Below are 25,446 nucleotides of genomic sequence, written 5' to 3'. Positions count from 1 at the left end.
CCTCCCCTGAAGGAGAGGGGAGACGGTCAGAACTCGATCCGGTCGAGCCGCCAGTCCTCGGCCTCCGCGCCCGCATACCAGTCCTGCATGAACGGGTGCGCGAGAACAGCATTCACATAGGCCTCTGATGCATCCGAGAGCGGTACGTCGTAGGTATGGAACCGCGTGACGACGGGTGCGTACATGATGTCCGCCGCGCCGAACGCGCCGAACAGATAAGGGCCACCGTTACCGCCGAAACCATGCAATGCCTCGCGCCACAGCGCGTCGATGCGGCCGATGTCGCGCTCCACCTCAGGCGTCAGCGCGAACGCCGGATAGGTCTGCCCGGTGTTCATCGGGCAGTGCCTGCGCAGATTGATGAAACCCGCGTGCATCTCCGCCGCGATCGAACGCGCGAGTGCCCGCGCCGCGTCGTCCTTCGGCCAGAAGACGTCGCGGCCGACACGGTCGGCGAGCCAGTCGATAATCGCGAGGCTCTCCCACACAACGACGTCGCCATCCCAAAGCACCGGCACGGTGCCCGAAGGCATCAGCGAGGCATCCGCCTTCGCCGCGGCGAATTCGGGCGTATCCATCGGGATCACCACTTCGTCGAATGCGAGGCCCGATTGCCTGATCGCGAGCCAGCCGCGCAGCGACCACGACGAGTAGCGTTTGTTGCCGATCACCAGTTTCATATGCCCGCCTCGTCCTTCGCCGCCCCGAGCACCGCAGCGCGCAGGTCTTCGATCCCGTGGTTCTTTTCGGAGCTGGTGGCGAGCAGGCTGGGGAACGATGCCGGATGCCGCTTCAGAAGCGCCGGAAGATCCTCGCGCAGCTTCGCGACCCAGCTTTCCTTCACCTTGTCCGTCTTGGTGAGCACGATCTGGTAGGAGACGGCGGCGCTATCCAGCATGTCCATCACGTCTTCATCGACCTTGCCGATACCGCGGCGGCTATCGATCAGCAGCAGCACGCGCTTCAGATTGGCACGCCCGCGCAGGTAATCGAACACGGCGCGCTTCCACGCGTCCACCATCTTCTTCGGTGCCTCGGCATAGCCATAGCCCGGCATGTCGACGAGGCGCAGCACGGCGGGTTCGCCGACATCGAAGATATTGAGAAGCTGCGTGCGTCCCGGCGTGTTCGAAGTGCGCGCGAGGCCCTTCCGCGCCGTCAGCGCGTTCAAAAGCGAAGACTTGCCGACATTGGAACGCCCCGCGAACGCCACCTCCGGCAGGTTCGCCGGGGGCAGGTCGTCCATCGTCGGCGCCGACTTCACGAAGGCGATCGGCCCCGTGAACAGCCGGTTCGCCTCCCGGGGGCTGACGCCGGTCATTTTGCTTTGGCAGGTTCGGGCGCGGGCGCCGGATGCTTGCGGATCAGCACCCACTGCTGGGCAATCGAGATGATGTTGTTCACCGTCCAGTAGAGCTGCAGACCCGCTGCGAACGGCGCCATGATGATCATGAACATCCACGGCAGGATGGCGAACACCTTCTGCTGGATCTCGTCGAGCGGCTGCGGATTGAGCTTCTGCTGAAGCCACATGGTGATGCCGAGCAGGATCGGCAGCACGCCGATGCCGATGTAGGGCGGCGGCGTGAACGGCAGCAGGCCGAACAGGTTCACCGGCGTCAGCGGATCGGGCGCGGAAAGATCCTTGATCCACAGATAGAACGGCTGGTGACGCATATCGATGACGAGGAACAGCGTCTTGTAGAGCGCGTAGAAGATCGGGATCTGCAGCAGGATCGGCAGGCAGCCCGCGAGCGGGTTCACCTTCTCCGTCTTGTAAAGCTCCATCATCTCCTGCTGGAGCTTCAGCTTGTCGTCCTTGTAGCGCTCCTGCAGCGCCTTCATCTTCGGCTGCACCTGCCGCATCTTCGCCATCGAGGCGTATTGCTTGTTCGCGATCGGAAACAGCACGAAGCGGATGAGGATGGTGAGGCCGATGATGGCGACGCCGAGGTTGCCGGTCTTCTCGAACAGCCAGTCGAGCAGGTGGAAGATCGGTTTCGCGATCACCTCGAACCAGCCCCAGTCGATGGCGCTGCCGAGGCGGACGACGCCGAGACCGTCCTGATAGCGATCGAGGACGTCCACTTCCTTCGCGCCCGCGAACAGGCGCGTCGTCGTCGCGGCGGTCTGGCCAGGGCCGACCGCGAGCGGTTCGCCGCGCACGCCCGCCTGATAGCGCTGATCGCCGCCGCCGCGGAAGTTCGCGTCGAACGTCGCGTCGTTCGCGGGGATCAGTGCGGAGAGCCAGTATTTGTCGGTGAAGCCGATCCAGCCGCCCTTCGAGCGGAAATCGATCTGCCGGTCCGGCGCCTCGTCGATGTCCTCGTAATTATTCTCGTAGCTGGTCTTGCCGCCGAACACGCCGATCGGCCCGGTGTGGGCGTTGAACGTGCTCTTGTCCGGCCCGGTGCCGACGCGTGCGACAAGCCCGTAGGGCCGCGCGACGAGCGCCTGGCCGCCCTTGTTCACGATGCTCTGCTTCGCGGTGAACAGATAGTCCTTGTCCACCGACAAAGCGATCAGGAAGGTCTGGCCTGCGGCGTTCGTCCACGACAGCGTTACCGGCTGTTCGGGCGTCAGCGTCGGCGCGCTCGCCGTCCAGCGTGTTTCGGCGGTCGGCAGGCCCGCGGACCCGGTCCAGCCGAATTCCGCGAAGTACGCGCCCTGCGTTCCCGAAGGCGAGAACAGGCGGACGTTCGGCGAATCCTTCTTCAGCGTCTCGTCGTGGCGCAGCAGCAGAAGGTCGTCGATGCGGGCGCCTTCAAGATTGATCGAGCCCGAAAGCGCGGGCGTGCGGATTGCAACGCGCGTGCTTTCCGCGATCACCGCCGCCCGCTCGCGCAGCATGGTGGGCGCCTCCGCGACCGGCGTTGCGCCATCCGCCTTCTGCGCGGCACTGACCGGTGCGTTGGACTTCGGCGTCGGGAAGAAGCGCTCCGAAACGGCGGTCCAGCCGAACAGCACGACGATCGACAACAGGATCGCCAGAAACATGTTGCGATTATCGCTCAAGCTCGACCACCTTCTTGCGGCCCGCAGCAGGGCCTCGACTTCATTATAGTTTCGGAACCGGGGACGGGATCGAACCCCGAACCGCCCCACGGATGGCAGCGCAATATCCGACGAAGCGCAAGCGCGCCACCCTTGATAGGCCCGTGCCGCTCGATAGCCTCGATGGCATAGGCCGAACACGACGGCGCGAACCGGCAGGTCGGCGGCAGGATCGCCGAGAAGCTGAGCTGCCAGCCGCGCGCCACGAGGATCATCATCCGGGCGACCAGCCTGCCGATCATCTTGCGACCTTCCGCACGGCACGCTGCAGATCGGCGATCAGATCAGCATAAGCGCGGGTCAGCCCGGCCTCGCGGCCGATCAGCACATAATCATGGGCGGGAGACGCCAGCGCAGGCATCGATTCGGAAACGAGCGCGCGCAGACGCCGCTTCAATCGGTTGCGGACGACCGAATTGCCGATTTTCTTGGTGACGGTGAAACCGACGCGCACACCGCCGCCATCGGCGCGGTCGCGGGCCAGCAGAATGAAACCGTCGGTCACAGCGCGGCGTCCCTTGTTCGCGGCGAGGAAATCGCGCCGCGCACGGAGCCGCTCCGGCGTCGGAGCTACGCCGACAGCCGCTTGCGGCCGCGCGCGCGGCGGGCCGCCAGAACCTTGCGGCCGCCCGGCGTCGCCGAGCGCGTGCGGAAGCCGTGACGCCGTTTGCGGACGAGCTTGCTCGGTTGGTAGGTGCGCTTCATCGGACATGCCTTCTTGCGAATCGAATCAATAAAAACGGCCGCGCACGCGTGCTCGCGCAATCGCGGCCGAAACCTTCGGGCGAGCGCATAGGCCAAGCGTGCGCCCAAAGTCAACGGAAAGCATGGACGCGCCTACTCCGGACGCGGCCGCTTGCGGCGGCGAAGACCCATGTCGACCCAGCGCGCGATCTTCGGATAGCGGCGCTTGAACGCGACGTAGCGCTTGCGCGCCCAGTGCGAGTTCCGGAGCACGAGCGCAAGGCCGATCGCCGAGCCGATGAAGCCGAACGGCCCCGGAATCAGTGGCCCGCCGATGATCGGCGACAGAATCATCAGCATCACGCCCGCCGTGATCTCCGCGCCGCGCCGCGCGAGCGAACGCGGCCGCCGCGGCTTGCGAGCGGATGGGGAAGGCGTGGTCACCGGGAATCCTTGAAGACGCGCGAATCGTTTCTGCGGCGCACGATGCACCTGCGGCGTGTAAAAAAAGAGGCCGTATCCTCAGGGGTTTGACGGCAATGTTGGCGCACTTTACCGGTGTTCTCCGATGCATCGTTTCGGTGCATCAACGGGGGAATGCCGGTCATGGTTGCGCGCGTGCAGACAGTCGCGTTCATCGGGCTTGAAGCGCGCAGCATCGACGTGCAGGTGCAGATCGCGCGCGGGGGCGCCAAGTTCACCATCGTCGGCCTGCCCGACAAGGCCGTGGCCGAAAGCCAGGAGCGCGTGCGCGCGGCGCTTTCCGCCATCGGCCTCGCGCTTCCCTTCCAGCGCATCACCGTCAACCTTTCGCCCGCCGACCTGCCCAAGGAAGGCAGCCACTACGATCTCCCCATCGCGCTCGGCCTCCTCGCCGCGATGGGCGTCGTCGACCTCGAAGCCCTCGCCGGCTACGCGGCGGTCGGCGAACTCGCGCTCGACGGACGCGTCAGCCCCGTGCCCGGCGTGCTGCTCGCTGCGCTCCACGCCTCGTCCAATGAACTCGGCCTCATCTGCCCCGCCGCGCAGGGCGGCGAGGCGGCATGGGCAGGCTGCGACGTGCTCGCCGCGCCCGATCTCCTCAGCCTGCTCAACCACCTGAAAGGCACGCAGCTTCTCAGCCAGCCCGTGGCGACTGTGGCCGACGAACCCGTCGGCGCGCCAGACCTCGCCGCCGTGAAAGGCCAGGAAACCGCCAAACGCGCGCTCGAAGTGGCGGCGGCTGGGGGCCATAACCTGCTGTTCTCCGGGCCGCCGGGCGCGGGCAAATCGCTCCTCGCCGCCACGCTGCCCGGGATCCTGCCGCCGCTCTCCCCGCGCGAGGCGCTGGAGGTCTCGATGGTCGCCTCTGTCGCGGGCGCGCTCGATGGCGGCAAACTGATCCGCACCCGCCCGTTCCGCGCACCCCACCATTCGGCCTCGATGCCCGCGCTCGTCGGCGGCGGCGCAAAGGCGCGGCCGGGCGAAGTGAGCCTCGCGCATCTCGGCGTGCTGTTCCTCGACGAGCTGCCGGAGTTCCAGCGCCAGGTCCTCGATTCGCTGCGCCAGCCGCTGGAGACGGGCGAAGTCAGCGTCGCCCGCGCCGCGCTTCACGTCACCTACCCCGCGCGCGTGCAGCTCATCGCCGCGATGAACCCCTGCCGCTGCGGCCACCTCAGCGACCCCGCCCTCGCCTGCGCCCGCGCGCCGCGCTGTGCCGCCGACTATCAGGCAAAACTCTCCGGGCCGCTCCTCGACCGCATCGACCTCCACGTCGAGGTCGAGCCCGTCTCAGCCGCCGATCTCGCGCTGCCACCACCTGCGGAAGGCTCAGCCGAAGTCGCCGCCCGCGTCGCCGCCGCCCGCGCACTCCAGACCGCCCGCTACGAAGCCCACGGCGTCCGCACCAATGCCGAGGCCGACGGCAAGCTCCTCGAAGACGTCGCGACGCCCGACGACGCCGGGCGCACGCTCCTGATGCAGGCCGCCGAATCCATGCGCCTCACTGCGCGCGGCTACCACCGCGTGCTGCGCGTCGCCCGCACGCTCGCCGACCTCGCGGGCGCCGAAACCGTGGCCCGCATCCACGTCGCCGAAGCGCTCAGCTACCGCCGCCGCGCCCCGGTGAACTGAGCCGCCAGCCCACCACGCACAGCGCCAGCATCACGGCGTTCCCGACGGCGTCGAGCAGGCCCAGCATCGTGAACACGGGATCGACGAAGGTGAACCACCAGTTGAACCCGAAGAACGGCAGCAGGGCGATGCCATAGGCAAGAAACGTGGCACGCGTGAAACGGCTGAACGTCGCGAATAGCCCGGAAAGCACCGCCTGCGCCCCGAAGCAGCCCACGACGAACGGCAGGATCGGCGCCCCCGTTCGGTACGCCGGCAGCAACGTCAGATCGATCACGCTTTGCGGCGCGATGAGTGCCCAGCCGCCCAGAATGAAGAAGACCGAACCGATACCCCACTGAATGTGCCGTGCCGTCATCATGATCCTCTGTCAGCGAACACCCGGACGATAAGGCACGGGCTGCTGTTCGCTTTAGCCCGCCCGCATTTCCATCGCCAATCCGCTCGTTTATCGTTATCGCCGCGCGGCGGGACGCGTGGCTGGGGGAATCGTTGATGCCGTTACATGTGAAGATGCTGATCGGGTTCGCGGCCGGTCTTGTCGCGGGCCTTGTCGTGCATTTCACGGCCGGCGCGGATGCCGCGTGGGTCCATACCGTCACGACCTATGTCACCGGCCCGATCGGACAGCTCTTCCTGCGCCTGCTCTTTATGCTCGTGATCCCGCTGCTGTTCTCTGCGCTTGTGCTCGGCGTCGCCGAGATGGGCGATGTCCGCTCGCTCGGCCGCATCGGCTGGAAAACGCTCGCCTACACGATCGGCGTTTCCGCGGTGGCGGTGGCGATCGGCCTCTTCTTCGTCAACGTACTGCGCCCCGGCGACGGTATCGATCCTGCGCTCGCCCAGCGCCTTCTCGCCGATGCGGGCGACAGCGCATCGGCGATTGTCGCCAGTTCGCGAGAGGCGCCCTCCGGCATCGACGCCGTGCTCAACATCGTGCCTTCAAACGTCATCCGCGCCGCTGCGGACAACGACATCCTCGCCGTGATGTTCTTCGCGCTGATGTTTGGCATCGGCATGGTGCTCGCGAACTCGCCGGGCACGGAGCGCCTGAAGGGCGCGATCGAAGGCCTGTTCGACGTGACGATGACGCTGATCAACCTCGTCATCCGCATGGCGCCCTATGCCGTCGCCTGCTTCATGTTCAATCTCGCCGCGCTGTTCGGCTGGGATCTGCTCGCCCGCCTCGCCTCTTATGTCGGCGTCGTCGTGCTTGCGCTCGGCGTGCACATGATCGTCGTCTATTCGCTGGCGGTGAAGTTCCTTGGCGGCATGTCGCCCGCGCGCTTCTTCAAGGGATCGGAGGAAGCCATCGTCATGGCCTTCTCCACCGCCTCCTCCAACGCCACACTGCCGACAGCGCTCCGCGTCGCCGAAACCAAGCTGATGCTGCCCCGCCGCGTCTCGCGCTTCGTGCTCACCATCGGCGCCACCGCCAACCAGAACGGCACTGCGCTCTTCGAAGGCGTCACCGTGCTGTTCCTCGCGCAGTTCTTCGGTGTCGAGCTGTCGCTCGGCCAGCAGTTCGTGGTGATGCTGGTGTGCATCCTCGGCGGCATCGGCACGGCGGGCGTGCCCGCCGGTTCGCTGCCGGTCGTCGCGCTCATCCTCGGCATGGTCGGCGTGCCGCCCGAAGGCATCGGCCTCATCCTCGGCGTCGACCGCTTCCTCGACATGTGCCGCACCACGCTGAACGTCACCGGCGATCTCGCCGCCGCAGTCGTGGTGTCGCGCGGCGAAACCGACCCACCGCTCCTCACACCCGAACCTATGCGATGAGACTTTCCACCGTTTCGTGAAAGCGCCGGATGCCGAGTTCGAGGCTGCCGAGCAGCAGTTCGGACACCGCGCCGCTTTCCAGTCCCTGTTGGCCGAGCGCGGCCGCGCCGAAATCCTCGGTGCCGAACACGCCGCCGTCGAGCAGCTCCCATGATCGGCGCCAGTGATCCTCGGCCTTCGCGGTCGCGGGCTTCTCGGGGATCAGCATGAAGTCCTCAACCAGCGTGCGCCCCGCCGCCTGCGGCATCAGCGTCATCAGGTTCACGTAATCGGGCGAGAACACCAGCACCGTGCCGGGCAAGAGCTGATAGGCATAAGTGACGACACGGCGCAGCGCCGCCCAGTCTTCAAGATCGACCTTCGCCAGATAATCGGCCCGCGCCACGGCAGATCGCGCGTGCGGACCGATCAGGTCGCCCGCCGTGATCCCGTCCACGAAGAACGGCGCGATCGTTTTCGCGTGCAGCCGCTGCACATGGTAGCTTTCAAGGAACGCATCCATGATGAGCTTCCAGTTCGCTGGCACATCGTGCGTGCGGCGATTGTAGAGATACATGTCGCCAAGCCCGAGCGCGTCGAAATCGGCCGCGAGCGCGCCCTCGACATACGAAAAATCATAGGCCCGATCCCGTTCCAGCCCCGCCCAGATGATCCCGCCCGCCTCGCGCGAGGGGAGTTCGAGAAGCCCGCGCTCCGCCTTGTCGAGCCCCGGAAACGTATCCGCGCGCGGCACGCCCGCCAGCCGTCCGTCCGCGCCATAGGCCCAGGCATGATAGGGGCAGACGATGCGCGGCGCCTTCTGCACGTCCGCGCCCTCCATCAGCCGCGTGCCGCGATGGCGGCAGACGTTCAGGAACACGCGCACCACGCCCTTGCCGTCACGCGTGATGAGCAGCGGCACGCCGAAGCCGTCGTGCGGCACCGCCATGTTCGCCTCCGGCAGCAGCGCCGATACCGCAACCGCAACCGGAAGCCGCCCGAACAGCCGGTCGCGCTCCAACCGGAAACGCGCGTCGTCGACATAGACGGAAGCGGGCACGGTCGCGGTGCGGTCGTCGTGCGCGGCCTTGCCGTCCGCGATCACCCGCGCCAGCGCAAGCTGGCCGGCGGTCGGACGGCGCGGGGGTGAAAGGGCGTCCATACCGCACATTCTACCGCGCCGGAGGCCGCCCGGCACCTAGCGCAAACGGGGGAGGATTCCCGTGTGGCAATTTCCCGCCTAAACAGGCATCAGCCGCCCGGAATAGGCGGTCAGAAACCGCGTTCCGGGAACATGCTGATGACCGATGATAAGCTAAAGGGACCAAAGCTTCTGGCCGCCGCGTTGCGAAACCGGAAGCTTGGCGTCATGCTCGCTTTCGGGTTCTCGGCGGGACTGCCCTACGCCCTGCTGCTTGGCACACTCTATGCGTGGCTCAGCGAGGCGAAGGTCGACCTGGAAACCATGGGCGTGTTCTCGCTCATCGGGCTCGCCTATGCATTCAAATTCCTGTGGTCTCCGCTTGTCGACACGGTGCGCCTGCCGCTGCTCGAACGATTCGGGCGGCGGCGCGGCTGGCTGATCCTTGCGCAGTCCCTTCTCGGCGGCATCCTGATCAGCCTGTCGTTTCTCGATCCGCATTCAGCACTCGGCTGGTTCTCGCTGTTGGCGGGCATCGGCGCGTTCGCCTCCGCCACGCAGGATATCGTAATTGATGCTTGGCGCGTGGACGTCGCCGACGAAACCGCCACGCTCGATCTTCTCTCGACCGTCTATCAGTTCGGCTATCGCATCGCGGCACTGGCCGGCGGCGCGCTGGCGCTGGTGTTGGCGGCGCGTATCGGTTGGCCGGCGGTGTACTTGGGCATGGGCTGCGCCATGCTCGCTGTCCTGTGTATTACCTTCATGGCCCCCGATACGCCCCGTCCGGCGGCTGCGCGGGGAGAAGCGCCGCTTCGTCAGCCGGGTGAACTCACCCCGCATGTACGCGGCTTCGCACTCATCCTCGTTGGACTGCTCTGGGCATGGGCGCTTGCGACAGTCTGCACGTTCATGGTGGAGTCGCTCAGCAACGAACCGGCGCTGCGCCCCAACCCCACGGAATTCCTGAAGCGATACGGCCCGCTCATTGTTATCGCCACCGTGATCGTACCGGCAATCGTCGCTGCCGTTCTGGTGTTCATGAAGGCCAGCGGGCGTCATATCCTCACCGCTGCTTCTCCGGCCGATGGGCAACTGGGCCGCATAATGGATCACGGCTACTCCGCATTGCTGTTGCCGCTTGCCGAGCTTGTGGGCCGTCTGCGCGGCGCAGCGGTGCTCGTGCTTGCACTGATACTCAGCTACCGAATCACGGATTCGATCTGGGGTCCGTTCGCACTTCCCTTCTATCTCGATGAACTCGGCTATTCGAACGACGAGGTTGCTGTTGCCTCCAAGTTCTTCGGAGTCGGCATGACCATGCTCGGCATCGCGCTCAGTGCGTGGTGCTTCGCCGCCATCGGGCGCATGGCAACAGTGGTACTTGGCGCAATCACCGCCGCAGCCAGCAACCTGCTTTACGCTGATCTCGCCAGTGGCGGTGGTGGCCTCGACCTTTTTGGACTGCTTTCAGGTTTCTACTGGCTTGTAGGGCTGTTCGGTGCGGACGACCGGCTGGCGCGATTGATGTTGGCCATCGCCGGAGAGAATATCGCGGGCGGCCTCGCCGGAGCGGCGTTCGTGGCCTATCTGTCTTCGATCACCTCGAAACAACATAGCGCCGTACAATATGCGCTGCTGTCCTCGCTGACCTTCCTCGTCGGCTCGCTCGGCCGGGCAGCGCTCGGCGAAGGCATTGAGGTTCATGGCTATGCGCCGATTTTCATCCTCACGGCCTCTATCGGCGTCATCGCCGTGGTTCTGGCGACGATCGAATGGGCGAGGCAGAAAAGAGCCCTGAACATCAGCCCGGAAGCGGCCCGTTGATCCGGAGCACGTCACCGGCGAGGTAGAGCGACCCCGCGATCAGTACCACGGGCGGCGCCTTGCGGTCGGCGGCGTGGCCGATGCGGCGGAGGGCTTCGTCGACCGATACGGCGTGGGTCGCGGTGAGGCCGACATCGCTCGCGAATTTCGCGAGTGTTTCCGGGGGCACACAGTCGTGCTCGGGGATCGGCACGGTGTGCACCGCCGTCACGCGGCCGGCGAACGCCTTGAGGAAGGCCGCCGCGTCCTTGCTCTGGAGCATCCCGAGCACGAGGTGGAACGGCGTCGCCGCGATATCCTGCGCGCGGAAGGCATCGACGATGACGCGCGCGGCAGAGGGGTTGTGGCCGCCGTCGAGCCAGAGTTCGCTGCCCTGCGGCAGGTGCTGCACGAACGGGCCGCTCTCCAGCCGCTGCAGCCGCGCGGGCCATTCCGCCCAGCCCGGCCCGGCGCGCAGTGCTGCATCCGGCACGGCGAGCGCCGTCTGGTGGCGCAGCATCGCGGCGGCAAGGCCGACATTGTCGATCTGGTGGGCGCCCGGCAGGCGCGGCATACCGAGCGTCAGCTTCGACTTGCTATCGCGGTAGTGAAGCTGGTCCTGATAGATGCCCACATCCCAGTCGATGCCGCGCGCGATGATGCGCGCGCCCTTCGGCCCCGCCACCTCGCCGATCGCCGCTGCCACCGTCTGCGGGTAGCGGGAGGTGACGAGCGGCACGCCCTTCTTGGCGATGCCCGCCTTCTCGCGCGCGATGTCGAGGATCGAGTGGCCGAGGAACTGCTGGTGATCGAGGCCCAGTTGGGCGATGCCGCAAACGGCCGCCGTTGGCACCACGTTCGTCGCATCCCATGTGCCGCCGAGCCCGACCTCGATGACGCAGGCGTCGGCGGGCATGCGCGAGAAGGCCGTGAACGCCGCCGCCGTGGTCAGCTCGAAGAAGGTGATCTGCTCTTCGTTGTTAACGCTGATCACATCGGTCAGCAGCTCGATCAGCTCGGCATCGGTAATGAGCCGCCCGGCAAGGCGGATACGCTCGTTGAAGCGCACCAGATGCGGCGAAGTGAAGACATGGACGCGGTGGCCCGCCGCTTCGAGGCAGGCGCGCAGGAACGCGGCCGTCGAGCCCTTGCCGTTGGTGCCGGAGACGTGGAACACCGGCGGCAGGTGGTGGTGCGGGTTGCCGAGCTTGCCGAGCAGCCGTTCGAGGCGGCCGAGCGTCAGGTCGATCAGGTTGGGATGCAGCGCCTTCGCCTCGACGAGCAGGGCGTCGAGCGCGGGATTGTCTGATCGGGCCCCCTCGGTGGCCATCAGCGCGGTGCTGGCATCGATCAGGCGGCTTTCGCGGGCGCGTTGGTGAGCACGCCGAGCAGGCTGCCAAGCTGCGCCTTCAGCCGCTTCCGATGCACCACCATGTCGACCATGCCGTGCTCGTGCAGATATTCGGCGCGCTGGAAGCCCTCGGGCAGCTTCTCGCGGATCGTCTGCTCGATGACGCGCTGTCCGGCAAAGCCGATGAGCGCGCCCGGCTCGGCAATGTGCACGTCTCCGAGCATCGCGTAGGACGCGGTGACGCCGCCCGTCGTCGGATCGGTGATGACGACGATGTACGGCAGCCCCGCCTCGCGCAGCAGCGAGGTGAGCACGGTCGCGCGCGGCATCTGCATCAGGCTCAATAGCCCCTCCTGCATCCGCGCGCCGCCCGCCGCGGTGAAAACAACGTACGGCACGCGGCTGTCGAGCGCGGCTTCTGCCCCGGCGATGAACGCCTCGCCGACACCCATGCCCATCGATCCGCCCATGTAGGCGAAGTTCTGCACGCCGACGACCGCGGAGATGCCCTCGATCTGGCCTTCTGCAACGGCGAACGCCTCGGGCTCGCCGGTCGCGCCCCGCGCGGCCTTGATGCGGTCGGTGTATTTCTTTTGGTCGCGGAACTTCAGCGGATCTTCCGTCACGGACGGGATCGCCAGCCGCTCATACTTGCCGCCGTCGAAGACCTGCTGGAAACGTTCCTTCGGGCCGATGCGCTCGTGGAATTCGCAGCGCGGGCAGACGTTCATGTTGTCCACCAACTCGCGGTGGAAGTTCATCTGGCCGCAGCCCCGGCACTTCGTCCAGAGGTTGTCCGGCGTTTCCTTCTTGGTGAGGAAACTGAGCGCGGGGCGGATGCGTTCGAGCCAGCTCATGCGGCCTTCTCCCTTGCGGTGGCGAGCGCGGCGGCGAGCCCGGCCACATAGTCCTTCACATGCGGCGCGGCCGCGGCGCCGTGCGCGGCGACGATATCGACGATCGCCGAGCCGACGACAACCCCGTCCGCAACGCGGCCGATCGCGGCGGCCTGTTCGGGCGTGCGAACCCCGAAGCCCACCGCGACGGGCAGGTCGGTCGCTACCTTCAGCCGCGCGACCGCGTCTTCGATGCTGCCCTGCGCCGCCTGCTGCAGCCCGGTGATGCCCGCGACCGAGACATAATAGAGGAAGCCGGACGCCCCATCCAATACGGCGGGAAGCCGCGCGGCATCCGTGGTGGGCGTCGCGAGGCGGATGAAGTGGAGCCCGGCAGCACGGAGCGCGGGGCCAAGTTCCGCATCCTCCTCGGGCGGCAGATCGACCGCGATGAGACCGTCCACGCCCGCATCTTTCGCGGCAGCGGCGAACCAGTCGGCACCGCGCCGAAGCATCGGGTTCGCATACCCCATCAGCACGAGCGGCACCTGCGGATGACGCCCACGGAACGCCTTCGCGATGCCGAGAATGTCGGCCGTCGTCGTTCCCGCCCCGAGCGCCCGCAGGTTCGCGCGCTGAATGGCGGGGCCGTCCGCCATCGGATCGGTGAACGGCATCCCGAGTTCGATCACGTCCGCTCCGCCCGCGACCAGCGCGTCGAGGACGGCGCCGGTATCGGCAGGCGACGGATCACCGCCGGTAACGAACGTGACAAGCGCCGCGCGGCCCTCGGAACGGGTGCGGGCGAAGGCGGCGGAGAGACGTCCGCTCACAGCTTCACCCCCAGCGCTTCGGCCACGGTGAAGATGTCCTTGTCGCCGCGCCCGGAGAGGTTGACGATGATCAGCTTGTCCTTGCCCAGCGTCGGCGCGATGCGTTCTGCAGCCGCGATGGCGTGCGCGGATTCGAGTGCGGGGATGATGCCCTCGAGCTTGCAGAGGCGCTGGAAGCTCGCGAGCGCCTCATCGTCCGTCACGGGCACATAGCGAACCCGGCCGATCTCATGGAGCCAAGCATGTTCCGGTCCGATGCCGGGATAATCGAGCCCCGCCGAGATCGAGTGCGCCTCGGTGATCTGGCCGTCCTCGTCCTGCAGCAGGTAAGTCTTGTTGCCGTGGAGAATGCCCGGCGAGCCGCCCGCGAGGCTCGCGGCGTGGCGCTTGTCCAGCCCCTCGCCCGCCGCCTCGACACCGACGATCTCGACGCTCTCGTCGTCGAGGAACGGATGAAACAGGCCGATGGCGTTGGAGCCGCCGCCGACGGGCGCGATCAGCATGTCCGGCAGACGGCCTTCCGCCTCCAGAATCTGCGCGCGTGCCTCGGTGCCGATCACCGACTGGAAATCGCGCACCAGCTCCGGATAGGGGTGCGGGCCCGCGACCGTGCCGATGATATAGAAGGTGTCGTGAACGTTCGCGACCCAATGGCGCAGCGCCTCGTTCATCGCGTCCTTGAGCGTCTTCGCGCCCGATTCCACCGCGACCACCTCGGCGCCGAGCAGCTTCATGCGGAACACGTTCGGCTGCTGGCGCGCGACGTCCACCGCGCCCATGAAGATCGTGCACGGCAGGCCGAAGAGCGCGGCCACGGTCGCGGTCGCGACGCCGTGCTGGCCCGCGCCGGTCTCGGCGATGATGCGCGTTTTGCCCATGCGCTTCGCCAGCAGGATCTGGCCGATGCAGTTGTTGATCTTGTGCGCGCCGGTGTGATTGAGGTCTTCGCGCTTCAGGTAAACCTTCGCGCCGCCGAGATCCTTCGTCAGCCGCTCTGCGAACCACAGCGGGCTCGGCCGGCCGACATAGTGCTTCAGCAGGTATTCGAACTCGTCGCGGAACGCCGGGTCGGTCTGCGCCGCACGGTATTCGCGTTCGAGATCGAGGATCAGCGGCATCAGCGTTTCGGCGACATAACGCCCACCAAACGCGCCGAAATGGCCACGCTCGTCAGGCTGCTGCCTCAGGCTGTTCTGAACCGTCATCGTGCGCGCACCGCCTCGCAAAACGCCCTGATCTTCGCCGGAGATTTCACGCCCGGCGCATCCTCCACCCCCGACGAGACGTCGACGAGCGGCGCCTGCGTCGTAGCGAGCGCCTCGCCGACTGTCGAGGCGTCAAGTCCGCCCGCAAGACCCCACGCCGCACCGGGATCGAAGCCCCCCCTATCCCCGGCCAGCAGCCGCCAGTCGAAGCGCACGCCCATGCCGCCGGGAAGCGCCGCGCCGGTCGGCGTCTTCGCATCGAACAGGATGCGGTCGGCAACGCCCGCATAGCGCCGTGCGTCGGCAAGATCGGCGCGGGTCGCAACCGATATGGCCTTCCACACCTCGACGTCGAAGCGCGCCTTCACCGCCGCTACGCGATCCGGCCCCTCGTCGCCGTGAAGCTGCACGCCATCGAGCCGCGCGGCGCGCACCGCCGCACCGATCGCCTCGTCGTCGGCATTCACGAACAGGCCGATACGGCGAATGCCGGACGGGACCGCGCCGGCAAGCCCGCCGGCCTCATCGAGCGAAAGATTGCGCGGGCTTTTCGCGAAGAACACGAAGCCCACGTAGTCGGCGCGCCCTGCCGCCGCGGCATCGATCGCGGCGCGGTCGCGCACGCCGCAGATCTTGATGCGCGCCACGGCTCAAAGGCTCTGAAGGATTGCGTCCGCCGCCGCGCCGGGATCATCGGCGCCGGTAATCGGCCGCCCGATGACGAGAATGCTCGCGCCCGCGTCCATCGCCTGGCGCGGCGTCATCACACGCTTCTGATCGCCGATGGCGCTGCCCGCCGGGCGGATGCCGGGGACGACGAAGAAACCTTCGGGCCACTGTGCGCGCATCGCGGCAACTTCGTGCGCCGAGCACACGATGCCGTCGAGCCCAGCGCCCCGCGCCAGCACCGCCAGCCTGCGGACCTGATCGGTGGTGGTGCCGATCACGCCGGTGGCGGCAAGATCGTCCTCGTCCATGCTGGTCAGCACCGTGACGCCCACGACCTTCGCGCCGGGCCGCGCCGCCGCCTTCGCCGCGCGCATCATGGCGCTGCCGCCGCCCGCGTGGACGGTGAGGATGTCGTAGGGGCACGAGGCGAGCGAACGGACGGCGCCGGCCACGGTGTTCGGAATGTCGTGGAGCTTGAGGTCGAGGAAGACAGGCACCCCGCCCTCCCCCGCGACAGCAGCGACACCCTCGCGGCCGTTCGCCATGAAGAACTCAAGGCCGAGCTTGATGCCGCCGACGCGCCCTGCGACGTGCACGGCAAGCGCCCGCGCGTGATCCTTGTCGGCCGTATCGACCGCACAGAAAATCGGGTTCGTCATAGCGGGGGAGCAAGCGGCGGCGGGGCCGGGTCCATGACGGGCGACGGTTCGGAGGACGGCGCCGGGGCCTTGTCCTCCAGCGCGCGTTCGAGCTTCTTCACCCGCCGCGACCAGTGCCAGCGGCTGGTATAGCGCAGGATCGCGAGCGGCAGCGCGCCGATAAGGAACATGAGGAGCAGCAGAACGGGGAGCCGGATCGCCAGCTCGTAATCGCCCCACAGCTTCAGCGTGACGAAATCCCAGTTTCGCGCGGCAAACCATGCCAGCAACGCGCCAAACAGGAAGTAAAAGGTCAGCGTGACGATGCGCATGACCTCTGCTTAACGGACAGGCACGCGCGATGCCAGTACCGATAGCGCACAAGGCGCCATCAGCCCAAAAGATGATTTAGGGTGTGTGGGGATTCAGTTCAGGGCGAGGCGAAAACGGTGGATTTCGAGAACCGGAGCGCAGCGTACTAAAAGTACGTGAGCACCGGAAGCGCAGAAAGCCGCCGTTTGCAGCCCGCTCTGGGCTGAATAGCCACACACCCTATTTGTTGAGCCGCTCGCGCAGTTCCTTGCCCGCCTTGAAATACGGCACGCGCTTCGCGTCCACCGACACTTTCTCGCCGGTGCGGGGATTGCGCCCCGTCCGCGGATCGCGGCCGCGTGTCGAAAACGCGCCAAAACCGCGCAGTTCCACGCGGCGCCCTTCAGCGAGCGCCTCCGTGATCGAATCGAAAATGGTCGAAACCACCCGTTCGACATCCCGCTGCGACAAGTGCGGGTTCATTTCCGTGACTGCTGCGACGAGTTCAGATCGAATCATCTCTCACCCCGTTTCTCGAGCCCCAATTTTTTGTTCAAAACACGTTGTGGGCCACCCAGCACGGCCCGGGTCCGTTGTCCCCCGACTCGGTCCGCGCAAATCATACAACAGCTTGAGCAGGTTAACAAAAAGCAAGCGGCCCGTCAGCAAAGGAACTGACGGGCCGCAAATGGCTCACAAAGGCGCGTCGCTTACTTCTTCGCGTCCTTGGCCTTGTTCAGCGCCTCACCGAGGATGTCGCCGAGGCTCGCGCCCGAATCGGACGAACCGTACTGCTTCACGGCTTCCTTCTCCTCGGAGATCTGCAGCGCCTTGATCGACAGGTTCGGCTTCTTCGAACGATCGAAGCCGATCACCTGCGCGTCGACCTTCTGACCAACCTGGAAGCGCTCCGGACGCTGCTCGTCGCGGTCGCGGCTGAGATCGCCGCGGCGGATGAAGCCGGTCGAACCGCTGTCGCCGAGCGTGACCTCGATGCCGCCGTCGGTGATCGCCGCCACGGTGCAGGTGACGGTCTCACCCTTGTTGACGCCGCCGCCGCTGGAGACCGTGGCACCGCCACCGCCGCCCGATGCGGAATCAAGCTGCTTCATGCCGAGCGAGATGCGCTCCTTCTCCACGTCCACGTCGAGCACGACGGCCTTCACCGTCTCGCCCTTGTGGTGCAGTTCCAGCGCGTCTTCGCCGCTCACGCCCCACGCAATGTCGGACATGTGGACCATGCCGTCGACGTCGCCGTCGAGGCCGATGAACAGGCCGAACTCGGTGGTGTTCTTGACTTCGCCTTCAACAACGCTGCCGGCCGGGTGCTGAGACGCGAACGCCTCCCACGGGTTCTGCTGCGCCTGCTTGAGGCCGAGGCTGATGCGGCGCTTGTCCTCATCGACCTCGAGCACCACGACGTCGACTTCCTGGCTCGTCGAAACGATCTTGCCGGGGTGGACGTTCTTCTTGACCCACGACATTTCGGACACGTGGACGAGACCTTCGACGCCCGCTTCCAGCTCCACGAAGGCGCCGTAGTCGGTGATGTTGGTGACGCGGCCGGTGGCCTTCTGGCCGACCGAGTACTTGGCGGCGGCGCCTTCCCACGGATCCGACTCAAGCTGCTTCATGCCGAGCGAGATGCGCTGCGTGTCGCGGTTGATGCGGACGATCTGCACCTTCACGGTGTCGCCGATGCCGAGCACTTCCGACGGGTGGCCGACGCGCTTGTAGCTCATGTCGGTGACATGGAGCAGGCCGTCGATACCGCCGAGGTCCACGAACGCACCGTAGTCGGTGATGTTCTTGACGACGCCGTCGACCGTCTGGCCTTCGGTGAGCGTCTGGATGAGGCCCGAACGCTGTTCGGCGCGGGTTTCCTCGAGCACGGCACGGCGCGAGACGACGATGTTGCCGCGCTTGCGGTCCATCTTCAGCACCTGGAACGGCTGCGGCATACCCATCAGCGGCGTGACGTCGCGCACGGGGCGGATATCGACCTGGCTGCCGGGGAGGAACGCCACTGCGCCGCCGAGATCGACGGTGAAGCCGCCCTTCACGCGGCCGAAGATGACGCCGTCGACGCGGGCGTTTTCCTGGAATTCGGATTCGAGCTTGTCCCAGGCGGCTTCACGGCGCGCGCGGTCGCGCGACAGCATGGCCTCGCCATAGGCGTTCTCGACGCGGTCGACATACACTTCGACCTGATCGCCGACCTTGATCTCGGGCTTCTCGCCCGGCGCTGCGAACTCGCGCAGCGGCACGCGTCCTTCCGACTTCAGGCCGACGTCGATGACGGCCATGTCGTTTTCAATTCCGGTGACGGTGCCGGTGACGACCCGGCCTTCGAATGATTCGCTGCCGCCGAGGCTCGCTTCGAGGAGCGCCGCGAAATCGTCGCGGCTCGGCGTGGGGTTGGTTGCCATAGGTATCAGTTATCCTTCATGTCTGTTTACTGGCCGACCGGTTGTTTCCGGCGGTCTGGAAACACGTCCGGGCCCCATGCCCGTCCGCTCTCCTGCAAAAGCCTGCGCTGCAAAACCTTGCGTTTGGCCCTTCTTTTCCGGGTTCATGAAACGCGGAAAACGGGCGGCATCCTGAAGGCTGCCACCACGAAAAGCGGCGCCGCTCTATCCCAAAGCCGCCTTTTCCGCAAGTCGCGCCTCGGCAAGCGCGATCGCGCGCGCGATCGCCGTCTCCCGATCCATGTCGGACGTGTCGAGCAGGATCGAGTCATCCGCCTGCCGGAGCGGCGCGGCATCGCGCTCCGCGTCCCGCGCGTCGCGTTCGGCGAGATTGGCACGCACGACGGCATAGTCGCGCTCCGGCGTCTCCGCCTGCCGGCGTTTCGCACGCACGTCGAGGCTCGCGGTCACGAAAATCTTGATGTCGGCATCGGGCGCGATCACCGTGCCGATGTCCCGCCCGTCGAGCACCGCACCGCCCGGCTGGCGCGCGAAGGCCTGCTGACATTCGAGAAGCGCCGCCCGCACCTCCGGATGCGCAGAGACAACCGAGGCCGCCCGCGCCGTCGAAGGTTCCCGCAGCGCCGGATCATCGAGCACGGCCACGTCGAGCGTTCGCGCGCACTTGGCAGCGAGTGCAGCGTCGGCGGGATCGCCCCCCGCGCGCAGCACGGCGAGGCCTACGGCACGGTAGAGGCTCCCGGTATCCATGTGCGGCAGACCGAAATGCGCAGCGAGCGCCCGCGCGATCGTGCCCTTCCCCGAGGCGGCGGGGCCGTCCACGGCTATAACGACAGCGAAACGATTTGCATTCGGCACATTCATGCCGCTCCTATAGACGCAGGCGTATCGATGTGAAGTGCGAAGGGGGGCGCATGGTATCGGTGGGTGCGATGAAGATCGTCATCGGCACGCGGCCGGAGGCGATCAAGCTCGCCCCGGTCGTACTCGCACTGCGCGCGCTGCACCTTCCGGTTCGCGTGTGCCTGACAGGACAGCATCCGGAAATGGCGACCGAGGCGCTCGCGCCCTTCGGGATCGAGGCCGACGTGAACCTCGATCTGATGCGCCCCGGACAATCGCTTGCCGAGCTGACGCAGCGCGCGGTGGATGCCCTTACCTTGCGGCTGACCTGCAAGCAGCCCGCGTGGGTGATTGTGCAGGGCGACACGACTTCCGCGCTCGCAGGCGCCATCGCGGCCCGGCAATTGGGCATCCCGGTCGCACATGTCGAAGCCGGACTGCGCAGCTTCGATCTCTCCCAGCCCTACCCTGAAGAGCTGAACCGCACACTGATCGCGCAGCTGGCGACGCTGCATTTCGCGCCCACGCCAGGCGCAGAGGCGAACCTCCGCGCCGAAGGCGTGCCAGGCAAGGCGATCGAAGTGACGGGCAACACGGTTGTCGATGCGCTTCACCGAACGCTGCAAACCCTACCTGCCGCGCCGCGAAGCAAGCGGCGCCTCGTACTCGCCACACTGCATCGGCGGGAAAACCGTGAGACCGCGTTTCCCGAGATCATCAGTGCACTCGTCGAAATCGCAGCGCGCCGTGACGTCGAGGTGCTGCTACCCCGTCACCCCGGCTGCCCGCCCGACATGTACGCGCCCCTGAAGACCGCGCCGAACGTGCGGCTGGTACCGCCTATGCCCTACCCCGACTTCGTCGCCGCACTCGCCGCGGCGCACCTCATCATCACCGATTCGGGCGGTATCCAGGAGGAGGCTTCCGCACTCGGCATCCCGACGCTTGTGGTGCGCGCGCTCACCGAGCGCCCCGAAGTGATCGAGGCCGGCACGGCGATAATCGTGGACACGGCGAAGAGCGGCATCCTGACCGCCGCGACGCGACTGCTCGATGACGATACAGCCCACCGCAGTATGGCCAACGCGTCCACGCGGATCGGAGACGGCAAAGCCGCCGAGCGGATCGCTCGGCGGCTTTATGATGAACTGCACGCCGCGCGCCGCCCTGCGGCCTGAAACGCCTCAGTCCTCGGCGGGCTTGGTCTGCAGCTGGATATAATTCTGTATGCCCATCGATTCGATCAGCGAAAGCTGCGTTTCGAGGAAGTCGACATGCTCCTCCTCGCTTTCGAGGATGTCTTCCAGAATCTCGCGGCTGATGTAGTCGCGGACCTTCTCACAGTGCTGGATGGCATCGCGCAGCGGCGGGATCGCCTCGCGCTCAAGCTCCAGATCGGCTTTCAGCACCTCTTCCACCGACTCGCCGATGCGCAGCCGTCCAAGCAGCTGGAAATTGGGCAGACCGTCTAGGAACAGAATGCGCTGGGCGAGCTTATCGGCGTGCTTCATCTCATCGATGGATTCGCCGTACTCGTACTTTGCGAGGCGCGTGACGCCCCAGTTGTCGAGCATCCGGTAATGCAGGAAATACTGGTTGATCGCGGTCAGCTCGTTCTTGAGCGCGGCGTTCAGGTGCTTGATGACGTCCTTGTCGCCCTTCATGGCGCGACTCCTTCATGCTGTTCACAGGGGAAACCTGAGGCATGAAATCTCACGAAAAAAATCGTGCGTCAACAATGACTTGGAATGATGCGAAGCACTATCATCCGCAACAGGAGCGAGACACTCTCAGGCTGCGCGTCCACCTTTCAGCAGGCGCCGGGCATGAGGCAGGCATTGACCGCACTGCGGGCGAGCGCCAAGGCGCGCGTAGGTTTCCACCGGGCACCCTTTCGGGCCAGCAGCGGCGCGGACGTCGTTCTCACGCAAGGCATTGCACACGCAAAGGATCATCGGAACCGAACCATCCCCAAGACCAATAATGCGAACGATTAGCAGGATTGCGACAGTTCTGCAAGTCGTTCGCATTCGCGCCTGAGTGTAAAGCGCAACTTTGCCTCTTCCCAATCGTTAACGAATTGGTAACCTTCGTTAACAGCAGGCGTTGGGAGAGAGTTCGTGGGCCACGAACAAGAGTATGTGCAGGTTCGCGCGCGCGTTTCCCGAGCGACGTTGATCAACGACCTGCGCTTTTTCCTCACCGCGTACGTCGCCGGAACGGCCTTCGCGCTGGTTTACCTCTTCTAGCGCGTGGCGGCGCCCATGCGCTGCATGAGCGGCAGGAAGTCCGGGAAGCTCGTCGCGATCGGGCGGGCATCATCCACAACCACGGGCGCCTTCGCATTGAGGCCGAGCACAGCGAAGCTCATCGCGATGCGATGATCGAGGTGGCTCGCCGCCGTTGCGCCACCGGGCACGGGGTTTCCGCCGCTGCCGTGGATGACAATGCCGTCTTCCAGCTCCTCGACCGGCACGCCGCAAGCGGCGAGGCCTGCCGCCATCACGGCAAGGCGGTCCGATTCCTTGACGCGCAGTTCCTCCAAGCCGCGCATCACGGTCGTGCCGTCCGCAAAGGCCGCCGCGACCATCAGGATTGGATATTCGTCGATCATCAGCGGCGCGATCGTCGGATCGACCTCGCCGCCTTTCAGCATGGCATGGCGAACGCGAAGCGCGCCGACCGGCTCTCCCCCCGCCTCGCCCCTGTCCTCCACCGCCACCTCGAGTCCAAGCATGGCGAGCGCATCGATGATGCCCGTGCGCGTGGGATTGAGGCCGACATTTTCGATCACGATCTCGCTGCCCGGCACCACAAGCGCCGCCACAAGCGGGAACGCCGCGGATGAAATATCCCCCGGCACCGTGATTCGCTGCGGCTTCAACTCCGCCTCGCCATGCACGGAGATGAGGCGCGCACCGTCCGGCAGCGTTTCCACAGTCAAATCCGCGCCGAAACCGCGCAGCATCCACTCCGAATGGTCGCGCGTCGGCACGCTTTCGATAACCCGCGTGATGCCCGGCGCGTTGAGGCCGGCGAGCAGCACCGCGGACTTCACCTGCGCCGACGCCACAGGCAGGCGATATTCGATCGGCAGCGCCGGAGAGGCACCCTCCACCGTCATCGGCAGGCGATCACCGTTCCCGGAGAAGCGCGCACCCATCTGCGACAGCGGCATGATGATCCGCTGCATCGGACGCTTCGAAAGCGATGCATCGCCCACGAAAGTCGCGCGAATCGCATGGCTGGCCACAAGCCCGGCAAGAAGCCGCGTCGAGGTGCCGCTGTTGCCCATCTCCAGCACGCCCGCAGGCTGCAGCAGCCCGCCCACACCAACGCCGTGCACGCGCCAGCGCCCCCCCGCATCCCGCTCCGCGTGCGCGCCCATCGCCCGCATCGCAGCAGCCGTGGCGTGGACATCCTCGCCTTCGAGCAGACCATCGATCACGGTTTCACCGACTGCGAGTGCGCCAAGCATCAGCGCGCGGTGGGAGATCGACTTGTCCCCCGGCACACGCACACGGCCGGAAAGTGGCCCCTCGGCGACAAGCGAAAGCGGCATGGGTATGGCGGCAGACAACGGTCGGCCCCTTCATCCTTGAGGAAACGGCTATGGGAAGCTGCCGGCACAACACCAGCGGCCGCGCCCGGAGGCCCCCGGCGCGATTAGGTTTTGACAGCGCCGCACGCGCATGGCAAGGCACCGCCCGCGAATCCGCCCCGGCGGCGCCCTTTTGTGCGCTTGGGTAGCGGCTACACGACAGACAGCTGTACGAAATACGAACGTCCGGAGACATATCTTGGTGAAGCCCGAATGGGGAACGAAGCGCACCTGCCCGAAATGTGGCACCCGCTTTTACGATCTTGGCGCCGATGACCCCGTCACCTGCATCGAATGCGGAACGGCTTGGGCGCCCGAGCCGATCCTGAAGTCCAAGCAGCCGCTGCCCTTCGAGGTGGTGAAGAAGGAAGCCGCCACCGAAAGCGATGACGGCGCTCTCGACGAAGACGATCTCGACGTGGACGTCGACGACGACGACGTGAACCCGGACGACGAGAACGACCTCGGCGGCGACGACGACCTCGGCGAAGTCGCGATGACCAAGGAATCGGGCGAAGACGTCTGATTTTTTGAAAGGGAGCCGCACAAGGCGCTTGCGCACCGTGCGGCTTCTGAACTAAATGCCCGCCGCCCGGGACCAGACCGGGCCGCAAGCAAGACGTGTGGGGCCGTAGCTCAGCTGGGAGAGCGCTACAATGGCATTGTAGAGGTCAGGGGTTCGATCCCCCTCGGCTCCACCAGCGTTCAAACAGCTATGCACATTTCGACAAACCGACATGGCGAGCGCGCCCTTGTGGCACAGCCACGTTTCTCTTGAGCGCCGCCTCATCTGCCCTGTTCAGTCGTCCGAAATGCAATCGTGCCGATTGCATTTCGTCTTGGCCAGCGCGTATACGCTGAACACTTGTCACCGCGTGCAAACAAAACTATAGCTCAGGCAAGGAATACGAGTGGATACAAGTATCCTTAGGGTCCGGAAAAGTTCGCTCCAAGGTGAAATCCGATTGCAGGGCGCTAAGAATTCCGCACTGCATCTGTTGACAGCCTCGCTCCTCACCGCCGAGCGGGTCGTACTCACCAATTATCCCAAAGACCTTTACGACGCCCAGGTACATGTGGGCATGCTTGAGGCACTCGGCAAGACATGCCGCAGCGACGACAACACAATCGAAATCTACGAGACTGCGGCGCCGACAACTCGGTTGGTGTGGCCAGGCCGTTCAATCAGAAACACCCTTCTGATCCTCGGAAGTTTGTTCGCTCGCGTGGGCTACGGAGCGGTCCCTCATCCGGGTGGATGCGATCTCGGTGATCGCAAGTACGATATCCACGTGCAGGTTATCGAAGCATTTGGCGGCCGAGTATTCGAACTGGGCGGCGACCTGTGCGCCGAACGTTCCGGCCCGCTCAACGCCTGCACGCTTGAACTGCCTATCCGATCGACAGGAGCCACGGAAAACGCCTTGCTTATTGCAAGCTTGGCCGAAGGCACCAGTAACATCTATAATCCACACATTCGGCCAGAGATTCTCAATCTCATCGAAATGTTGGAACTCATGGGCGCATCCATCACTATTCATGGGCAAGAACGAATTGAAGTTACCGGAAATCCCGATGGCCATTCAGGTGCGCGCGTGAATGTCATACCCGACAACATGGAAGCGCTTACGTGGGTGGCGGCAGCGGCGATGACAGGCGGACAGGTCCTTATTCACGACTTCCCGTACGACCACCTCGAAGTGCCTTTGATTTACATGCGTGAAAGCGGCGTGCGCGTATTTCGCGAGCAGCGCGACGCGTTCGTTACTGCCAGCAAGTGCTACCCCGTAGAAATTTCCACCGGACCTTACCCAGGTATCAATTCCGATATGCAGCCGATATTTGCCGCATTCGCCAGTCAGGCAAACGGCTTGTCCAAAATCGTCGACCTACGGTTTCCCGGCCGGTACCAGTACGCTGCAGAAATGCAAAAGCTCGGAGTCGAAGCTGGCATTGAGGGTGATTTCCTCCACGTTCGGGGATCACGGCCGCTTCGCGGATGCAATGTTACCGCAACAGATTTGCGAGCCGGCATTTCGCTTGTTCTGTTGGGCTTGGTCGCCGACGGTGAAACACGAATTCACGAGTCGTGGCAGATTTTCCGCGGCTACGAGAACTTCCTTGCGAAGATACGCTCATTGCAAGGCAATGTTGACGCCGGGTAGGATGTCCGC

General features: G+C 65.7%; 26 protein-coding genes, 1 tRNA gene and 2 pseudogenes. 8 read left to right on the top strand and 21 right to left on the bottom strand.

Translation table 11 applies throughout. The features are described from left to right. Positions 1–26: 26 nt before the first annotated feature. The 7 genes and pseudogenes from ACFQ00_RS08795 to ACFQ00_RS08765 form a co-directional block, all read right to left on the bottom strand. A complete protein-coding gene (locus tag ACFQ00_RS08795) occupies positions 27–680 on the bottom strand; it encodes a glutathione S-transferase family protein (RefSeq protein ID WP_381489142.1) in 654 nt (217 codons plus the stop codon). Continuing rightward, positions 677–1,321: a ribosome biogenesis GTP-binding protein YihA/YsxC gene (gene yihA, locus ACFQ00_RS08790; protein ID WP_374597352.1), complete on the bottom strand. Its 645-nt coding sequence runs from the start codon at positions 1,319–1,321 to the stop codon at positions 677–679. The genes ACFQ00_RS08795 and yihA overlap by 4 nt, the downstream gene beginning before the upstream one ends. Next, entirely contained in the window at positions 1,318–3,015 is a 1,698-nt protein-coding gene (gene yidC, locus ACFQ00_RS08785) for a membrane protein insertase YidC (protein WP_381489140.1), read from the bottom strand. The genes yihA and yidC overlap by 4 nt, the downstream gene beginning before the upstream one ends. A gap of 59 nt (positions 3,016–3,074) precedes the next feature. Then, a pseudogene (yidD, locus tag ACFQ00_RS08780) lies at positions 3,075–3,284 on the bottom strand (membrane protein insertion efficiency factor YidD); the annotation flags it as partial. Positions 3,285–3,292: 8 nt separating this feature from the next. Next, positions 3,293–3,607 (bottom strand): annotated as a pseudogene (gene rnpA, locus ACFQ00_RS08775) (ribonuclease P protein component); the annotation flags it as partial. A 17-nt stretch (positions 3,608–3,624) separates the two neighbouring features. Beyond that, positions 3,625–3,759 carry a 50S ribosomal protein L34 gene (gene rpmH / locus ACFQ00_RS08770; protein ID WP_121049614.1) on the bottom strand — a complete coding sequence of 45 codons (135 nt, stop codon included), beginning with the start codon at positions 3,757–3,759 and terminating at the stop codon, positions 3,625–3,627. Between the two features lie 132 nt (positions 3,760–3,891). Continuing rightward, complete coding sequence (locus ACFQ00_RS08765) at positions 3,892–4,182, bottom strand: hypothetical protein (protein WP_381489137.1); 291 nt, start codon at positions 4,180–4,182, stop codon at positions 3,892–3,894. 162 nt (positions 4,183–4,344) lie between these two features. On the opposite strand from ACFQ00_RS08765, the gene ACFQ00_RS08760 reads away from it, so the two are divergent. Continuing rightward, positions 4,345–5,850 (top strand): YifB family Mg chelatase-like AAA ATPase, encoded by a 1,506-nt coding sequence (locus ACFQ00_RS08760; RefSeq protein ID WP_381489134.1) that lies wholly within the window; start codon positions 4,345–4,347, stop codon positions 5,848–5,850. Here ACFQ00_RS08760 and ACFQ00_RS08755 read toward each other — a convergent pair. Further along, on the bottom strand, positions 5,819–6,211 hold the full coding sequence (locus ACFQ00_RS08755) for a hypothetical protein (protein WP_381489131.1): 393 nt from the start codon (positions 6,209–6,211) through the stop codon (positions 5,819–5,821). The two genes, ACFQ00_RS08760 and ACFQ00_RS08755, sit on opposite strands and share 32 nt — an antisense overlap. A gap of 134 nt (positions 6,212–6,345) precedes the next feature. Between ACFQ00_RS08755 and ACFQ00_RS08750 the strand changes: the two genes are divergently transcribed. Next, positions 6,346–7,629: a dicarboxylate/amino acid:cation symporter gene (locus tag ACFQ00_RS08750; protein ID WP_381489128.1), complete on the top strand. Its 1,284-nt coding sequence runs from the start codon at positions 6,346–6,348 to the stop codon at positions 7,627–7,629. Here the strand turns inward: ACFQ00_RS08750 and ACFQ00_RS08745 are convergent. Further along, a complete protein-coding gene (locus ACFQ00_RS08745) occupies positions 7,619–8,770 on the bottom strand; it encodes an aromatic ring-hydroxylating oxygenase subunit alpha (RefSeq protein WP_381489125.1) in 1,152 nt (383 codons plus the stop codon). The two genes, ACFQ00_RS08750 and ACFQ00_RS08745, sit on opposite strands and share 11 nt — an antisense overlap. Positions 8,771–8,908: 138 nt before the next feature. On the opposite strand from ACFQ00_RS08745, the gene ACFQ00_RS08740 reads away from it, so the two are divergent. Further along, entirely contained in the window at positions 8,909–10,576 is a 1,668-nt protein-coding gene (locus ACFQ00_RS08740) for an AmpG family muropeptide MFS transporter (protein ID WP_381489122.1), read from the top strand. On the opposite strand, the gene ACFQ00_RS08735 is transcribed toward ACFQ00_RS08740, so the two are convergent. From ACFQ00_RS08735 to cmk, 10 genes are all read right to left on the bottom strand, one after another. Further along, positions 10,554–11,885, bottom strand: a complete 1,332-nt coding sequence (locus ACFQ00_RS08735; protein WP_381489119.1) for a bifunctional folylpolyglutamate synthase/dihydrofolate synthase — start codon at positions 11,883–11,885, stop codon at positions 10,554–10,556. The genes ACFQ00_RS08740 and ACFQ00_RS08735 overlap by 23 nt on opposite strands. Positions 11,886–11,905: 20 nt before the next feature. Then, complete coding sequence (accD, locus tag ACFQ00_RS08730; RefSeq protein ID WP_381489116.1) at positions 11,906–12,763, bottom strand: acetyl-CoA carboxylase, carboxyltransferase subunit beta; 858 nt, start codon at positions 12,761–12,763, stop codon at positions 11,906–11,908. Further along, on the bottom strand, positions 12,760–13,575 hold the full coding sequence (gene trpA / locus ACFQ00_RS08725) for a tryptophan synthase subunit alpha (RefSeq protein ID WP_381489113.1): 816 nt from the start codon (positions 13,573–13,575) through the stop codon (positions 12,760–12,762). Before trpA ends, accD begins: the two co-directional genes overlap by 4 nt. Further along, positions 13,572–14,780: a tryptophan synthase subunit beta gene (gene trpB, locus ACFQ00_RS08720; protein ID WP_381489110.1), complete on the bottom strand. Its 1,209-nt coding sequence runs from the start codon at positions 14,778–14,780 to the stop codon at positions 13,572–13,574. The genes trpA and trpB overlap by 4 nt, the downstream gene beginning before the upstream one ends. Then, positions 14,777–15,427: a phosphoribosylanthranilate isomerase gene (locus ACFQ00_RS08715; RefSeq protein ID WP_381489107.1), complete on the bottom strand. Its 651-nt coding sequence runs from the start codon at positions 15,425–15,427 to the stop codon at positions 14,777–14,779. Before ACFQ00_RS08715 ends, trpB begins: the two co-directional genes overlap by 4 nt. A 3-nt stretch (positions 15,428–15,430) precedes the next feature. Continuing rightward, the gene (pyrF, locus tag ACFQ00_RS08710) at positions 15,431–16,108 is read right to left on the bottom strand and encodes an orotidine-5'-phosphate decarboxylase (protein ID WP_381489104.1); all 678 of its coding nucleotides are present in this window, start codon (positions 16,106–16,108) and stop codon (positions 15,431–15,433) included. Further along, the gene (locus ACFQ00_RS08705) at positions 16,105–16,419 is read right to left on the bottom strand and encodes a hypothetical protein (protein ID WP_381489101.1); all 315 of its coding nucleotides are present in this window, start codon (positions 16,417–16,419) and stop codon (positions 16,105–16,107) included. Before ACFQ00_RS08705 ends, pyrF begins: the two co-directional genes overlap by 4 nt. Before the next feature lie 220 nt (positions 16,420–16,639). After that, positions 16,640–16,918, bottom strand: a complete 279-nt coding sequence (locus tag ACFQ00_RS08700) for an integration host factor subunit beta (RefSeq protein WP_374597322.1) — start codon at positions 16,916–16,918, stop codon at positions 16,640–16,642. 191 nt (positions 16,919–17,109) lie between these two features. Next, a complete protein-coding gene (gene rpsA / locus ACFQ00_RS08695; protein ID WP_381489097.1) occupies positions 17,110–18,828 on the bottom strand; it encodes a 30S ribosomal protein S1 in 1,719 nt (572 codons plus the stop codon). A gap of 204 nt (positions 18,829–19,032) precedes the next feature. Continuing rightward, positions 19,033–19,686: a (d)CMP kinase gene (gene cmk / locus ACFQ00_RS08690; RefSeq protein ID WP_381489094.1), complete on the bottom strand. Its 654-nt coding sequence runs from the start codon at positions 19,684–19,686 to the stop codon at positions 19,033–19,035. A 56-nt stretch (positions 19,687–19,742) separates the two neighbouring features. On the opposite strand from cmk, the gene wecB reads away from it, so the two are divergent. Next, positions 19,743–20,849, top strand: a complete 1,107-nt coding sequence (gene wecB / locus ACFQ00_RS08685; RefSeq protein ID WP_381489091.1) for a non-hydrolyzing UDP-N-acetylglucosamine 2-epimerase — start codon at positions 19,743–19,745, stop codon at positions 20,847–20,849. A gap of 6 nt (positions 20,850–20,855) precedes the next feature. Here wecB and bfr read toward each other — a convergent pair whose 3' ends face one another. After that, the gene (gene bfr, locus ACFQ00_RS08680; RefSeq protein ID WP_374597314.1) at positions 20,856–21,335 is read right to left on the bottom strand and encodes a bacterioferritin; all 480 of its coding nucleotides are present in this window, start codon (positions 21,333–21,335) and stop codon (positions 20,856–20,858) included. A 456-nt stretch (positions 21,336–21,791) separates the two neighbouring features. Between bfr and ACFQ00_RS08675 the strand changes: the two genes are divergently transcribed. Next, the gene (locus ACFQ00_RS08675; RefSeq protein ID WP_381489088.1) at positions 21,792–21,920 is read left to right on the top strand and encodes a hypothetical protein; all 129 of its coding nucleotides are present in this window, start codon (positions 21,792–21,794) and stop codon (positions 21,918–21,920) included. Here ACFQ00_RS08675 and aroA read toward each other — a convergent pair. Then, on the bottom strand, positions 21,917–23,233 hold the full coding sequence (gene aroA / locus ACFQ00_RS08670; protein ID WP_381490864.1) for a 3-phosphoshikimate 1-carboxyvinyltransferase: 1,317 nt from the start codon (positions 23,231–23,233) through the stop codon (positions 21,917–21,919). The two genes, ACFQ00_RS08675 and aroA, sit on opposite strands and share 4 nt — an antisense overlap. A 238-nt stretch (positions 23,234–23,471) precedes the next feature. Between aroA and ACFQ00_RS08665 the strand changes: the two genes are divergently transcribed. The 3 genes from ACFQ00_RS08665 to ACFQ00_RS08655 all read left to right on the top strand — a co-directional run bounded on the left by ACFQ00_RS08665 (position 23,472) and on the right by ACFQ00_RS08655 (position 25,437). Then, positions 23,472–23,798: a TIGR02300 family protein gene (locus ACFQ00_RS08665; protein WP_381489085.1), complete on the top strand. Its 327-nt coding sequence runs from the start codon at positions 23,472–23,474 to the stop codon at positions 23,796–23,798. A 99-nt stretch (positions 23,799–23,897) separates the two neighbouring features. Then, positions 23,898–23,973: transfer RNA gene (locus tag ACFQ00_RS08660), tRNA-Ala, on the top strand. 210 nt (positions 23,974–24,183) lie between these two features. Then, a complete protein-coding gene (locus ACFQ00_RS08655; RefSeq protein ID WP_381489082.1) occupies positions 24,184–25,437 on the top strand; it encodes a UDP-N-acetylglucosamine 1-carboxyvinyltransferase in 1,254 nt (417 codons plus the stop codon). The last annotated feature ends 9 nt before the right edge of the window (positions 25,438–25,446 follow it).

This window comes from Sphingosinicella xenopeptidilytica, from assembly GCF_042676985.1.
Taxonomy (GTDB): Bacteria; Pseudomonadota; Alphaproteobacteria; order Sphingomonadales; family Sphingomonadaceae; genus Sphingosinicella; species Sphingosinicella xenopeptidilytica.
Note: the sequence above shows the minus strand (reverse complement) of the source record. Positions and strands in the feature narration are given on the sequence as shown.

Excerpts from the sequence above, each read along its gene's own strand:
- rpmH (WP_121049614.1), bottom strand. The coding sequence starts at position 3,759 with ATGAAGCGCACCTACCAACCGAGCAAGCTCGTCCGCAAACGGCGTCAC.
- rpsA (WP_381489097.1), bottom strand. The coding sequence starts at position 18,828 with ATGGCAACCAACCCCACGCCGAGCCGCGACGATTTCGCGGCGCTCCTC.
- ACFQ00_RS08700 (WP_374597322.1), bottom strand. The coding sequence starts at position 16,918 with ATGATTCGATCTGAACTCGTCGCAGCAGTCACGGAAATGAACCCGCAC.
- wecB (WP_381489091.1), top strand. The coding sequence starts at position 19,743 with ATGGTATCGGTGGGTGCGATGAAGATCGTCATCGGCACGCGGCCGGAG.
- trpB (WP_381489110.1), bottom strand. The coding sequence starts at position 14,780 with ATGACGGTTCAGAACAGCCTGAGGCAGCAGCCTGACGAGCGTGGCCAT.
- ACFQ00_RS08740 (WP_381489122.1), top strand. The coding sequence starts at position 8,909 with ATGACCGATGATAAGCTAAAGGGACCAAAGCTTCTGGCCGCCGCGTTG.
- aroA (WP_381490864.1), bottom strand. The coding sequence starts at position 23,233 with ATGCCGCTTTCGCTTGTCGCCGAGGGGCCACTTTCCGGCCGTGTGCGT.
- ACFQ00_RS08705 (WP_381489101.1), bottom strand. The coding sequence starts at position 16,419 with ATGCGCATCGTCACGCTGACCTTTTACTTCCTGTTTGGCGCGTTGCTG.
- accD (WP_381489116.1), bottom strand. The coding sequence starts at position 12,763 with ATGAGCTGGCTCGAACGCATCCGCCCCGCGCTCAGTTTCCTCACCAAG.
- ACFQ00_RS08735 (WP_381489119.1), bottom strand. The coding sequence starts at position 11,885 with ATGGCCACCGAGGGGGCCCGATCAGACAATCCCGCGCTCGACGCCCTG.
- ACFQ00_RS08750 (WP_381489128.1), top strand. The coding sequence starts at position 6,346 with ATGCCGTTACATGTGAAGATGCTGATCGGGTTCGCGGCCGGTCTTGTC.
- ACFQ00_RS08745 (WP_381489125.1), bottom strand. The coding sequence starts at position 8,770 with ATGGACGCCCTTTCACCCCCGCGCCGTCCGACCGCCGGCCAGCTTGCG.
- bfr (WP_374597314.1), bottom strand. The coding sequence starts at position 21,335 with ATGAAGGGCGACAAGGACGTCATCAAGCACCTGAACGCCGCGCTCAAG.
- ACFQ00_RS08760 (WP_381489134.1), top strand. The coding sequence starts at position 4,345 with ATGGTTGCGCGCGTGCAGACAGTCGCGTTCATCGGGCTTGAAGCGCGC.
- yihA (WP_374597352.1), bottom strand. The coding sequence starts at position 1,321 with ATGACCGGCGTCAGCCCCCGGGAGGCGAACCGGCTGTTCACGGGGCCG.
- ACFQ00_RS08795 (WP_381489142.1), bottom strand. The coding sequence starts at position 680 with ATGAAACTGGTGATCGGCAACAAACGCTACTCGTCGTGGTCGCTGCGC.
- pyrF (WP_381489104.1), bottom strand. The coding sequence starts at position 16,108 with ATGACGAACCCGATTTTCTGTGCGGTCGATACGGCCGACAAGGATCAC.
- ACFQ00_RS08755 (WP_381489131.1), bottom strand. The coding sequence starts at position 6,211 with ATGATGACGGCACGGCACATTCAGTGGGGTATCGGTTCGGTCTTCTTC.